This is a genomic window from Leptospira stimsonii, from assembly GCF_003545885.1.
In the GTDB taxonomy this organism is placed as follows: Bacteria; Spirochaetota; Leptospiria; order Leptospirales; family Leptospiraceae; genus Leptospira; species Leptospira stimsonii.
On sequence record NZ_QHCT01000018.1, the window covers coordinates 1 to 13497 of the forward strand.

Here is a 13497-nt window from a genome sequence, read left to right on the forward strand (position 1 = left end):
TTGAGAATCCGTCGCCATACATACTCCTCAGGTTGAATACTTTATCGTTTCTGTCAACCGAGGTCGCTAGTTTCATATATTTAGTTTAGTCGTTTACGAACCTTTTGTACAGTTGACAATCATTTTTAAGATGTTATAAAAATGCAAAATACCTTGCAGGTATTCGCTCTATATCCCGGTCTAATGAATAAATTATTCTCTTATTAATAAAGACTTCGTTCAGGAGTAAATTTAAATCCGCAAGCTTCTTGTCATTCTTTATTATTATTATATTGTTTTCTTTTATTTCAAGATCGATATTGTATATTGCCACATAGAATTTATCCTTCTTAGCTTTAACCAAAGCACTACTGTTGCGATCGTTTACAAAAATGCGTAACACAATGTCACCCTTTTTAGTTAGAAAGCTTTTAGAGGAAATCGATTTCAGATCAAATAGATTCTTTTTAACTTCTCCAATTGGGCACGAAATATTTATTTTCTTAATATTTTCAGCTTCTTTATAAAACTTAAAACAAACGTTCTCCCTTAATAGAATAGCTGAAGAAGGTAAGTAACTATCATTAAAGCCTAAATATCGAACGGTCGAATTAACAAAATGATATCCATCCTTTGTAATAAATCGCGAAGCAGAGCAATCATTAACCATTAACACTATATCTTCTTCTTCAAATATATCGCGTTTAAAATTAGCTTTGATAATGCGATAGCCAAGTCCAGGTATAAATTCTGTTACATTCCTGGGGATAGGATGACCAAAACCTATATTAATTTTTTCCCAATAACAGGATTGAGAAAATAAATCTCCTTTCAAACTCAAGAATAGGCAAATTAGAAATAATCTAAAACCTAAAGTAATTATGGACAAAATATCCAACACTCCTTTTTCCTCGGTAAATTGGGAGAATCGTAGCCGTATCGTAGATAATTGAGACCAGCTTCAGTCATCAACCCGTTTTGACTTGGACCTTTATACCTTTCTATGAGCTTATTTTTTTCTTCAGCCAACCATTTTTCACTCTGACTCATTTTAGGTTCAATTTTTGGATTTTTTAGTCCTGTAGTTAATGCTTCCTCTAACTCCACAGACTCTAAAACCGGAATATTCTTTTGAAAATCAAAGGCATTTACATATGCTGTTTTACTTGAAGGTTGACGTTTTCCGTTCATCTGATTTTTTGAATGAATTAGCTCATGTCCTAGAGTAAACTGAATGGGTACAGTGCCAGCATATATTTCTCCCGTTCTTTGATCTTGTAAAGTTAATTGAGATGGTGTTTGGCTTAGCCATATTCTAGAATCGTATTTTTCACCCTGCGAAAGACGCTTTTCATGATTATTTACATAATCCTTTCGTCTTTTTTCTTTCTCATCTTTGCTCAAACCAACTAAACTTTTTTCAAATTCTTCTATATCAGGGAGAATCGGATAAGAAGCCGATCCTACAGCATCGGGATTCCAAGGTGCAGTGCCTTTTCCTGTATAAATTTCCGTAGTCTTACTTGCACCAATTACATCTCTTAATAGTTGAGTCCCCATTCCTTTTTGACCTTTACTTCTTTTATTAACCGTTACAATACCATTTGCATCCATTTGAAGTTCATCGTCAGTTAGACTTTGCATCATATCAAAGACTCTCTTTCGGCTTTCAAGGTCCGGCTCTTTAATCACACACTTGTTGTGAACAAGAACGGCATCTTCTGTAACGAAGTAAGTGTGAGCATTCTCGACTTCAAAATTGTAAACCGTCTCAAAACGATCGTCAATCGAAATAGAAGAAACCTTCAATGTTGATTCGTTCGAAAGAACGGAGGCGTCTCCGACAACGAGATTCTTAGCGCTCACCCAATCTTTTCATACTCATATTGCAGAAATGCTGTATTCTAATAATGTTATGCTATTTGTTACTACAAGTTTCCGAATAAGCACAGTTTACTATATAATAAAAAGTATACTTATCGCAAAAATAATCAGAAATAAGCATAGGTAAATGAACGCTCTGTTCATTTTTTTTTCTGATTCCATTATCTCTATTTTTTGTGTACGTAATTCTCGATATTTATTAGGTTCTATTCCATTTAAATAAATAACCCAATAGATCCAAATGCCTATTCGTATCCATGTATACAAAAAGATAATGAAAAAAACTATGCCTAGTGGGAAAACTAATAATGCCATATGTACCTTATTCAAAAACTACCTGGATTTATTTTTGGATTACAACTCATTGAAACTCCGCAGGAAGTTTTATTTTGTGTGCAACTCATATTAGCACCACATACTCCTTGTTGATTCTTGATCGTACCACTTGTACGATTTATTGTAGTATTGTTAGGTGTAATAAATTGATCAATCGGGCTTATAGAATAACTTCCCCCTAATGTAAACGTGAAAGATGGATAAGCACTTGAACCAATAGGAATGGTCGCAGAACCTCCTATTTGTGGGGATGGAAAAGGTACTGTGGCCGGTCCCGCATCAACAGTCATACCTGTCGTTACCGCATCTCCTTCTAAATCAGATAAAGATTTATTTTTTGAAAAAGTAAAATTCAGACTCCCTGAAGCTCCTGCATCCGAATGCCCTCCAGGAATAACGGTTCCGTTGTTAGTAGGTTTTACTGTATATGTACCAACTTGAATTCCATTTTCCTTCGAAATACTAACTGCAATACCCTTTTCATATGAAACTCCTAAAAAGGTTGCAACTCCTCCTCCGATTCCAATCTGAAAAGTATAATTATGAACCAAAATGCCATCTTCACCGACGAAATAAGTATGATTCTCTTCCACCTCAAAATTGTAAACTTTAGTTGTAGGAACATCATAATAACGAAGTCCAGTAATTGACTCCCGAGACCCATCTCTTAAACGAACGGTATCTCCAACTTTCAAATCCTTCACCTCTACCCAAGCATTCTTTTCAACAACCCAAAAGGGGTGATTCCAGGTCGTTTGAAGTATGGTATCCTCGCCAATTTCGACGTCAAAGAGAAGTTCTACATCATGAACAAATAACTCAGTTACTTTCTTGTAACTGTTCTGCCCAGTCTTTTCGTTCCAAGAAAGCACTTCGTCCCCAACTTGAATCTCCTCAATTTTTTTGAGTCCATCCTTCGTATGAACCAACGTCCCGGCGACAAAACAAGTGCGTTTCTTGAACACCATTTGTTTAGTTTCATCGTCAAGAACCATCTCACCCGAATTGTCTGCGTAATTGCCGGACAACTGACCGATAAAATCTTTGACACCGCCCGTAAGACGATTCCAAACTCCGGTCCGAGTTTCATGTTGGCCGCTCTTATTACCACTCAGATTCTTTTGAACAATTTCTTCTTTGTCATCCTCAGAAAGATCGTCCCAGATTTCCAAATCGGCCTGACTAATTTTACTTCCTGGCTTTTTCGAAGCCGCAACTAACGCTGACTTCTTTGCTGCGTCCATTTCGCCATAATTAGCGGCGACATTCTCGCTCACACTTTCCATCGCTCCCATAAGAGAACCTTGACCAAGGGCAATGCCATTCTGCCAATCTACGTCGTCTTGACCACCAGCTAAACCACCACGGTTGATCATACTCGTCTTGTTCGAACTGCTGTAGTTACCGTCCGAATCAAAGCTAACGCTTCTGACTCCTCGAGCATTCATACCAGCGTTATATTTCTGAGTCACCGAACCCGAATACTTACCGTCCCAACCTACGTTCACCGAACCGCCAAAGCCGTTTGCATTTTCATAGTCAACGGATACACCGCCGCGTTGAGAAATTGCTACCGATGTATGAGGATCGATACCAAGGCTACTGTTCGCTCCACTCGGATCTTTGCTCGTTAACTTTACTCCAACACCATCCCTTTCATTAAACGTGATCGCTTTGCTTCCGGTGAGCTGACCCGATTTGTTAAATTCGTTCTTAGCCGCATACACGCCGAAGCCCTCGTCTTTGTTAAAAGACACACCGCCTTCATTCTGTATTACGGCCGCGTCCCGCTTTGAAGAATTGTAAAAGCACGACCTCCCCAATGAGGCGGGTCGGGCTCTCCGCTTCGGTCAAGTTATTGAAAGAATTTTAGAGAAAGGAAACCATTTCGAACGATCAATAACTTGACCACGCATCGATCCCTCGCGGGAGAAGAAAAAGCCAACCCACTGTTCTATTAAACCTAATCAGTATTAAATGATATCAAAGGAATCTAAGTGACTCCCAAATTCTGAGAAAATTTTCGAACAAGATATGCAAAAAATAAAGAAGAGAATAGATTTTTCAAAGGAGTCAAAGTTCAAATCAAGTTCATTCAAGAAATCTGATGCCTTCAGGTATCTTTTAAGAAAAAGTATCCGCAAACGTTACACGCCTCTCCAATACCCGAAGGTGATTTAGAATTGAAACCTCTTGAAAACAGACTTTCTTTACCAATCCAGCCGTATTCTTTGTTAGGAAATCCCGAAAAATTTAGGCAAAAAGTCAATTTTGCTTCTATCCATCCAATGACCAACTTCAGACAAAATATTCTATTGTTCCTTCAATTTGAACCCATTTAATCTTTCAATATCGCCAAAAAAGTCAAAGCTCTGAAATTAAAAAAAATTGACCAGATCCTGTCAAACCAGTGTGATATTTAAAAATCATATGGAGATTTCCTGAATGAAATTAATTAAACAAATCGGAGTCTGCTTAGTCCTGATCAGTCTTCTTTCTGCGTGTAAAAAGGACGACAATAATGACGATACGACTAACCTTGCACTTCTTCTTGCACTGAGTGGTGGATCTACTTGTACAGTAACAGCAGGTGGAGTGACTCTTCCTATCGCAACTGTTACACCAACGAGAAATACTTCTGGTAGCCCAATTACCTTCACAACGTCTACTGGAATAGGCTTAGGCACAGTTCAAGTAATTGGAGCAGTAGCACAAGATATCGGAACCTTGACTGCAACCAGTGGTAATTATAGTGTTGCTGTCTATAAAGGTGGTTGCCCAGTTAATGCCGCTTCCAATTTGGCAGTACTAAATACTGACTACTCCATTCAAAGTGGAAGTTTGACAACAGTTGCAGGTTCGGCATCCATTAAATTTTTAGTTTCTGGAAACTACACCCTCCTCCTGACAACAGCAAATAATGCGCAAGGTTCTTTTGGATTTGCTCCGTAAGGAATATTAAAATAATTGCGAAAGGCTTGGACTAAAAAACCCAAGCCTTTTTTTATTTTTCGATACTCAATTAATCATAAAGTACATACTTTTTTCAGTTCGATCCAAGTTTGATCTACTGAACCTCTTATAACTTCGCTCAAATCTTTCATTTATCTTGATCTAATCCACTTGGATTACTTTCAAGTGGGATTTTTTTCTTTTGCTCTCATTGGGGGGTGCTCCTTTTTTTTGAATTTGCTCGTTACAAACTCAATCGGCAAGGAGAGCCTTCTCTTTGATTACTAAATGTGCGAATTTTTTAGGACGTTATCCTAAACTGCTCTGGAGACCTTCTCTCAGGTTCTCATTTGTGCGAAGCTTTAATAACGTTATCCTCTAAAAACCATATCCAAAGAATAATTCATTACCATTATGCGAAGGATAAGCATCCTTTAATTTAAGATAATCGTCTTTATTTATTAGCAAATCAAATTGACTATTTACTATCTTAAATATGCTTCTTCCTTTTATTTTTATTATTAAAAGTCCGTCAAAATTCGCCAGCTCTATAATAGGAATTATTCTAAATGAATTGTCTTTTTTTTCACGCAAAAAAATAGTATTCGTATATTCAGTAACTAATAAATAAATGTTTTCAGATTTATCTTTTGCAACGAACACTTTGTTATTATATTTACTATTTTTTTTGTAATCTTCTTTTGAAGTAAATTCTATATTTTCAATTTCTTTTTGCGTATAACCTGAAAAGAAATTCTTCTTGAATTCAATAATTTTCCCTCCTCTAATTAATTTGATCGATTTAACTTTAGAATTGCTTACGAATCCAAGATAATCTACAGTCGTATCGAATCTATAAAATTTTCCTCTTTCAGAGTTAAGTTGCCATTCACAATCATCCACCTTTACCACTATATCGTTTGGCCTAAAAATATCAGAACCATCACTTATGCTCTTAATTCGTATCCCGAGGCCAAACTCAACGGAAGTATTATTTTTCTTATGGCCCGATAAATCAGTCAAAATATAATCTTGAATGCAATCCTCCGAAAATATCATAGGGGCAACTCCAAAGAAAAAAACAATGAACAATATAACAATTCTACTAATAGCCATATCGAATATAATTATATTTGGATTCACGCATTAAGTCATTTTGACTAGATCCAAAATAATTGTTTATAATATTATAATTTTCTTCATCTGAGGCATTCATGCAAGAGGCTTCGCGAACCCCCCGTAAGCACTTTCCGCCCTGCAAACCTGTTGTGCGCGCTTCTTCAGTTTTTATATATTGCAAATCGTAAGCATTTCTAAGAAAATCATAATCGTTTACGTACACTTTTTCCCAAGATGGTCGGCGAGTTCCTTCCATAGTATGAAGTGAGTGAATTAATTCATGACCCAGTGTAAATTCAAGTGGCATCACTTTATCATTTACAATTGCACCTGTTTTTTTATTCTGTTGTGCTATTATTTTTGGACGATCGATATCCAACCAAATTTTGGAATTAAAACCGGTCCCCGTTGAATTTTTAATTTCTTTTTGTGCAATAAAGTCTTCTTCACTTCCCTCAAAAATTCTTGAAAAAAGACTTCGATCTCCGTGTCCATACTGGGGCATCATTTGTGATCCATTTAAAATATCCATTCCCTCTGGAGGTTTTTCACCTCCGTAAATTTCAGTTGTATTGAGATTACCGATTACCTCTCGCATAAGTATAGTTCCTTTATTTTTTTTGCCGGAACCTTCCTTAGCAACAGTCACATTACCATTCGCGTCCATTTGAAGTTTATCGTCAGTTAGGCTTTGCATCATATCGAATAGCTTTTGACGACGACCTGGGTCCGGCTCTTTAATCACACACTTGTTGTGAACAAGAACGGCATCTTCTGTAACGAAGTAAGTGTGAGCATTCTCGACTTCAAAATTGTAAACCGTCTCAAAACGATCGTCAATCGAAATAGAAGAAACCTTCAATGTTGATTCGTTCGAAAGAACGGAGGCGTCTCCGACAACGAGATTCTTAGCACTCACCCAATCTTTGCCCTCTATGTAGAACGGGTGAGTTTCAGTCGTTTCGACGATTCTCCCATTCTCATACTCGATTTTGTAGATCCGAGTCGTTTCTCTTACGAAAGTTTTCACAACTCGATTGTATTCTAACGACTCCGATGACTGATTGTAAGATAATACGTAGTCTCCTACGGCGATCTCTTCGATCTTTTTGTAACCATTTTTGGTGTGAACCAATGTTCCCGCTACAAAGCAAGTTCGCGTCGTGTATTCCCCGCCTTCATCAATCCAGCCGGAATGATCCGCATACGTTCCGGTTAGTTGATCCACGAAATCGGAAACTGAACCAAGGACTCTCTCTCCTAACGTATCTCTCGATGAGTGTTGAGAATTTCCGGTTTTCAGGCGTTGTACGATTTCCTCTCGAGCAGAATCGGACAACTTGTCCCATTGTTCTGGAGAAAGATCCACACCCTGGCCAACTGCAAATTGTCTGTGTGCTTCATTCAACTTAGCATAATTAGCGGCTACATTCTCGCTCACGCTCTCCATCGCTCCCATAAGAGAACCTTGACCAAGGGCAATGCCATTCTGCCAATCTACGTCGTCTTGACCACCAGCTAAACCACCACGGTTGATCATACTCGTCTTGTTCGAACTGCTGTAGTTACCGTCCGAATCAAAGCTAACGCTTCTGACTCCTCGAGCATTCATACCAGCGTTATATTTCTGAGTCACCGAACCCGAATACTTACCGTCCCAACCTACGTTCACCGAACCGCCAAAGCCGTTTGCATTTTCATAGTCAACGGATACACCGCCGCGTTGAGAAATTGCTACCGATGTATGAGGATCGATACCAAGGCTACTGTTCGCTCCACTCGGATCTTTGCTCGTTAACTTTACTCCAACACCATCCCTTTCATTAAACGTGATCGCTTTGCTTCCGGTGAGCTGACCCGATTTGTTAAATTCGTTTTTAGCCGCATACACGCCGAAACCCTCGTCTTTGTTAAAAGACACACCGCCTTCGTAACCACCTTTCGTCGCCATACCGATGTTCGCGCTAACACCGCCCTTCTCGGACCATCCAAGACCAACGACTGCACCATTTGAATTCTTGTAACCGACTGCCGCCGAAAATCCGCCTTGTTGCGAATAATTCAAACCGGCGGTAAAAGGTCCGACTCCGGCGCTGGCCGATGCGCCAAAGCCGTTCTTCTCGCTGTAGGTAACCCGTGCTCCGACCTCCACAGGACCGATCTTTCCTGTAGCTCCGAGGCTGGCTTCAAAACCGCCAAACTCTGAATAACCGATTGTTGCATACGAAATTCTCGCAGGACCGATACCAACCCCGACATCCACCTTCGCACCGAAACCTTGGTCATACGAATAATCCATACTCACGATCGTCACTGCGGTTCCCGCAGTGGCAATTGCCGAAACTACTGTACTTACCGTTTCAGTAACTACGGACGCTATGTTCGTTACGAATCCGAGAATCCCTCCGTTTACAACACTCTTCATGAGTGCAAGCGGGTTGATTCTGTTTACGATCGGAATCGTAGACAATACGGAATCGATCGCATTGATCGTGCTCTTGTTCTGAACGTAGAATTTTGCGGCACCAGCTCCACCTACGCCTTCGAAACCTTTGTACAATGGATCTTTCTGAAGAGCTTCTCCCTTGCTTTTGATCTCATTGTATTTTTCTTTCATCTTTAAGATTGCAAAGAATTGACTAAAGTGATGATCGCCAAAAGAGCCACCTTCGGTCGGACCGACCAAGTAACCGGAATCCAAAGCAGATTGTTTCATCGCCGCTTTGCCTTCGTCATCGGCGGCCGCGAATTCTAACGCGGTCTGAGGATCGGTAAAAAGTCTCTGAAGTGCTGATTGTGCGGACTGAAAGACTTTCGCTTGTGCCGTTGGATCAAATGCGATCGCCGCAGTTTCTCGGTTGAACGTGTTTTCAGGATCATAGGTCTTTTTGAAATCCTGAGTCATCTGTTCCCGCGCAAGCTTCACCATCGATTGAAGTTCGACAGTGCTCGGACCGCCGTTTGCTGTTAAAGCGTTGTAATCAGTCAAATCCCATGCCCGATTGTTACTGTCTCGCAGAGTTGGAAGACGGTCAGGCTTTGAATACAAAAAGGCATTGTAACCAGGAAGAACTTGGGTTTGCGTTTCGCCTGTAGGACCCGTGACATTTCGAACAAACATGTCTCCCATCGGAATGAATTCGTCATTCGCTACCTGCGAGGCGATCTGCTTTTTCAGTGCCTCATTCGCACCATTGATCGTTTCTTGAAAAGAATCAGGCAAGCTCCACAAGCTGTCTAACGTCTGAAGAACTACGACTTTCTTCGAGGATTCATCCATTTCCTTTCGTAAGTCTTGGAAATTCTTGATCGTTGAATCGTCAATCTTCGTCTTTTGAAGTTGATCCACAAAAAACTGAACGTCCGCATACGCACCTCGTTGTACAAGGGCCGCATCCAATTCGGCAGGACGATTCTGCAACACTTGGTTTAGAATCGTATTCGCGTTTACCGTTGCTCCAACTTCTGTCGGCATACTAGCCGTCATAGAGTCTAATATACCCTGAATCTGATCATACGCGCCGCGGATTTCAAAGCCGTTGCCTTGCGTTTTTAAGTTAGAAAGCGCATCCTTCTCCCAATCCGCTTTCGCTTTGAGAGTTTTTGCGAGGTTATCGATATGAGCCTGTTCCGCTTTTTTTTGTTTTTCGTTAAACTCGCTTCTCCAAGAATCCCAGTTCTGCGTCATCGTGCTCAACATATCGTTGAAACGTGTGTTACCGGTTTTCTGCAAAAACTCGATGTTCGATACCCATTCTTGCTTTTAGGGATGGAATTAGGCCGCGTCCCGCTTTGAAGAATTGTAAAAGCACGACCTCCCCAATGAGGCGGGTCGGGCTCTCCGCTTCGGTCAAGTTATTGAAAGTGTTTTAGAGAAAGGAAACCATTTCGAACGATCAATAACTTGACCACGCATCGATCCCTCGCGGGAGAAGAACAAGCCAACCCACTGTTCTATTTAACCTAATCAGTATTAAATGATATCAAAGGAATCTAAGTGACTCCCAAATTCTGAGAAAATTTTCGAACAAGATATGCAAAAAAATAAAAAAGAGAATAGATTTTTCAAAAGAGTCCAAGTTCATTCAAGAATTCAGTGCCTTCAGGTATCTTTTAAGAAAAAGTATCCGCAAACGTTACACGCTTCTCCAATACCCGAAGGTGATTTAAAATTGAAACCTCTTGAAAACAGACTTTCTTTACCAATCCAGCCGTATTCCTTGTTGGAAATCCGGAAAAATTTAGGCAAAAAGTCAATTTTGCTTCTATCCATCCAATGACCAACTTCAGACAAAATATTCTATTGTTCCTTCAATTTGAACCCATTTAATCTTTCAATATCGCCAAAAAAGTCAAAGCTCTGAAATTAAAAAAAATTGACCAGATCCTGTCAAACCAGTGTGATATTTAAAAATCATATGGAGATTTCCTGAATGAAATTAATTAAACAAATCGGAGTCTGCTTAGTCCTGATCAGTCTTCTTTCTGCGTGTAAAAAGGACGACAATAATGACGATACGACTAACCTTGCACTTCTTCTTGCACTGAGTGGTGGATCTACTTGTACAGTAACAGCAGGTGGAGTGACTCTTCCAGTTGCATCTGTATCTTCGACTCAAAATGGAGGTGTATCTACAATTGCCTTAACAACATCCGGCGCCATTGGTATTGGAGCAATTCAAATCCCTTCTGCACCAACAAATAGCATCGGGCTAATTACTGCGAATACGGGATCTCTTTCACTCACAGTCTACAAAGGAACCTGTCCAATTACGGCGGCAAGTTCAGTTGCAGTTGCCGGTGTAGATTATACTTTTATTTCTGGAACTGCTACGGTTACAACAACGGCGCAAATCAGATTTAACGTCGCTGGACCTTATACAATTCTAGTAACTTCAAACGGTGGAACTGGATTATTTCAGTTGAACTAAGATAATAAGTCTTAAAGAATTTTTTTGAAAGCCCGGTAAACCTTTGCCGGGTTTTTTATTTTTTGTGTAATATTATAATATACGAACTCGCCTGTTTGCTTGACGAAAGTAGAATCAGAGTCTTATCCGAAATTAAAATTGTGCGAAACTTTAAGGACACTCTATCGCACTATTTTAGGTTCTCCAAAAAGAGCATTTCTTCGAATAGCTAAATGTTCAAAAACTTAGTACCTATTCATTTCGCTTATAAGAACTATCGGTGAAATTTATTACCCTGTTCAATTAATTTTTAAAATAAACAACGGAACCATTTCCACAGATCACATTTTTTCCACAGTAATAAAATCTATCTGTAGATCCATTGGCGAAATAATCCTTTTTTCCCAGTATTTTATTAGACCCTTTAAAGATGTTATATTTAACCAAAATTATTTCTCCATTGAAGGAATACTTACCTGCAATTAAGTATGGTGTATCCGCTAATTCTCCTTCACATATTAACTTTTGCTGTTCAACAAAACACTTAGTATTATAAAGTAGAAGATTAACTTCTTTAGTTTTTGAATCAATAATTATGTGACTACCACTTTGACCAATTTTTTTTCCTCTCCAACGGCCAGAAAATAAACTTTCCGACTTCTTAATTGGTTTATTAAAGACAGCGAGATTACTTTCTAGGGTCCACTTTTTAACAATGGGCATACTACTATCATAGTTAAACAATTCTCCATATACCCATCCTCCTCCATCAATCAAATTATTTGATACTTTTTTTCGTATGCAAATTCTGAATGGAGCTCCTAACTGTACGGATTCTTCATACTTCCTGTCTACGGCACTTTCAATATTAGCTTCCTCATATAATTTTGCAGTTGGCACAACAAAAACTGCATCTTCTGGATTACCGCAGTTATCTAAATCGTTCGATTGAGCATTAATGCATCCTACGATTAAGAAAAATAATACGATGAAAAAAGTCTTACCATTTTGCTTTATATCGATATGTTTTATCATGCTCACGCTCCTCCGGTGAAAGTGAATAACCAAAATGGCCGTGATTCAAGTGTTCATTCATTAGTGAAATACTCTTGTTATTTACTCTATGTTGAAAACCATTATTTAAGGAAGTATCAAAATAGAAACGCGTTAAAATTTGTCCATTCAATCCTTTTGCAGATGCATTGCCAGCCTGATTCATCAAGAATCTTTTCACATTTCCATTCGGAATCTCTGGTTCTTGAGGGTAGCCAAAATTAACTTGAGTCCCGTCTTTGAATTTAACCAAAGTATAATCAACAGCAGTATATGGTCGAGCATGATGATAATTTCCGGCTTCCGGCCTACCAAGCCCAGAAATCGTAATAGATGAGACGTCACTTTGAATCGCTGCAGATAGGAAGCCTCCCATTGCAGAACGAGATTGTTGATTAATTACTTCTTCAGGACTCTTAGTCCCAGTAGTTTCGATACCATTCGTGCTACCGCTTATTTGATCGGAGAAGGTACGTTGAAAATCAATATCTAATCTGCTACCGTAGAGATTTACCTGTGCTTTCCTAGATCTCACAGAACCAAATGAATTTTTACTTACGCTCTCTTTAAATTGGTCAAATAGAAAATCTTTTTCTTGATCTTGCGTTAATTGATAACCTAGATCATGTATTTTACGTAAGCCTTCTGAATCCGAAGACGCAAAAGCATCGTCTATTAGCGAAGCATCTGTGCCTAGACCTTTTCCTGAAAATCCATTACCAATAAATTGACCAATCTTGGAGAGTAAGCTTACATTTCTATAGCTACCTGCCTCTTTATACCTTGATTTTGCTAAAGAAAATTCTTTTCCATCAACATCATAATTGTGAACCAATACGCCGTCCTCACCAACATAGTAGGTATGGTTGTCTTCCACTTCAACGTTGTATACCTTCGTCGATGGAACATCGTAGTAACGAAGTCCTGTCACCGGAGTTTGCGATCCATTGCTCAGAAGAACAATATCGCCCACATTCAAATCCTTCACTTCTACCCAGGTATTCTTACCAACTACCCAGAAAGGGTGATTCCAAGTTGTTTGAAGGAGTGTATCATCCCCGATTTCAACATCAAAGAGCAATTCGACGTCGTGGACAAATAACTCTTTTACTTTCTTGTAGCTATTTTTCCCAGCCTTCTCATCCCAAGAAAGAACCATATCCCCAACTTGAATCTCCTCAATCTTTTTGAGTCCGTCCTTCGTGTGAACCGGTGTTCCAGCAACAAAGCATGTTCTGTTGACAAACTTTTTGCCGATGACATT

General features: G+C 39.2%; 9 protein-coding genes. 2 read left to right on the plus strand and 7 right to left on the minus strand.

Annotated elements, in window-relative coordinates:
- Positions 1 to 133: 133 nt before the first annotated feature.
- The 3 genes from DLM75_RS23725 to DLM75_RS23740 form a co-directional block, all read right to left on the minus strand.
- Positions 134 to 868 carry a hypothetical protein gene (locus tag DLM75_RS23725; RefSeq protein ID WP_147456702.1) on the minus strand — a complete coding sequence of 245 codons (735 nt, stop codon included), beginning with the start codon at positions 866 to 868 and terminating at the stop codon, positions 134 to 136.
- Positions 859 to 1845 carry a polymorphic toxin-type HINT domain-containing protein gene (locus DLM75_RS23730; RefSeq protein WP_118970989.1) on the minus strand — a complete coding sequence of 329 codons (987 nt, stop codon included), beginning with the start codon at positions 1843 to 1845 and terminating at the stop codon, positions 859 to 861. Before DLM75_RS23730 ends, DLM75_RS23725 begins: the two co-directional genes overlap by 10 nt.
- A 344-nt stretch (positions 1846 to 2189) precedes the next feature.
- A complete protein-coding gene (locus DLM75_RS23740) occupies positions 2190 to 3956 on the minus strand; it encodes a Hint domain-containing protein (RefSeq protein WP_147456703.1) in 1767 nt (588 codons plus the stop codon).
- A 688-nt stretch (positions 3957 to 4644) separates the two neighbouring features.
- Between DLM75_RS23740 and DLM75_RS23745 the strand changes: the two genes are divergently transcribed.
- Positions 4645 to 5151 (plus strand): hypothetical protein, encoded by a 507-nt coding sequence (locus DLM75_RS23745; RefSeq protein WP_118970992.1) that lies wholly within the window; start codon positions 4645 to 4647, stop codon positions 5149 to 5151.
- A 378-nt stretch (positions 5152 to 5529) separates the two neighbouring features.
- Here the strand turns inward: DLM75_RS23745 and DLM75_RS23750 are convergent, their stop codons facing one another.
- Both DLM75_RS23750 and DLM75_RS24790 read right to left on the minus strand, forming a co-directional pair.
- Positions 5530 to 6267 (minus strand): hypothetical protein, encoded by a 738-nt coding sequence (locus tag DLM75_RS23750; RefSeq protein WP_118970993.1) that lies wholly within the window; start codon positions 6265 to 6267, stop codon positions 5530 to 5532.
- Complete coding sequence (locus DLM75_RS24790) at positions 6257 to 10003, minus strand: polymorphic toxin-type HINT domain-containing protein (RefSeq protein ID WP_241548035.1); 3747 nt, start codon at positions 10001 to 10003, stop codon at positions 6257 to 6259. The genes DLM75_RS23750 and DLM75_RS24790 overlap by 11 nt, the downstream gene beginning before the upstream one ends.
- Positions 10004 to 10703: 700 nt before the next feature.
- Between DLM75_RS24790 and DLM75_RS23765 the strand changes: the two genes are divergently transcribed.
- Positions 10704 to 11201, plus strand: coding sequence for a hypothetical protein (locus DLM75_RS23765; protein WP_118970995.1), 498 nt, complete (start codon positions 10704 to 10706; stop codon positions 11199 to 11201).
- A gap of 282 nt (positions 11202 to 11483) precedes the next feature.
- Here DLM75_RS23765 and DLM75_RS23770 read toward each other — a convergent pair whose 3' ends face one another.
- Positions 11484 to 12215, minus strand: a complete 732-nt coding sequence (locus DLM75_RS23770) for a hypothetical protein (RefSeq protein ID WP_118970996.1) — start codon at positions 12213 to 12215, stop codon at positions 11484 to 11486.
- Positions 12181 to 13497, minus strand: a 1317-nt coding sequence (locus tag DLM75_RS23775) for a polymorphic toxin-type HINT domain-containing protein (RefSeq protein WP_241548036.1), incomplete at its 5' end; no start/stop codon positions are given. The genes DLM75_RS23775 and DLM75_RS23770, both read right to left, overlap by 35 nt.

Excerpts from the sequence above, each read along its gene's own strand:
- DLM75_RS23745 (WP_118970992.1), top strand. The coding sequence starts at position 4,645 with ATGAAATTAATTAAACAAATCGGAGTCTGCTTAGTCCTGATCAGTCTT.
- DLM75_RS23750 (WP_118970993.1), bottom strand. The coding sequence starts at position 6,267 with ATGGCTATTAGTAGAATTGTTATATTGTTCATTGTTTTTTTCTTTGGA.
- DLM75_RS23765 (WP_118970995.1), top strand. The coding sequence starts at position 10,704 with ATGAAATTAATTAAACAAATCGGAGTCTGCTTAGTCCTGATCAGTCTT.
- DLM75_RS23770 (WP_118970996.1), bottom strand. The coding sequence starts at position 12,215 with ATGATAAAACATATCGATATAAAGCAAAATGGTAAGACTTTTTTCATC.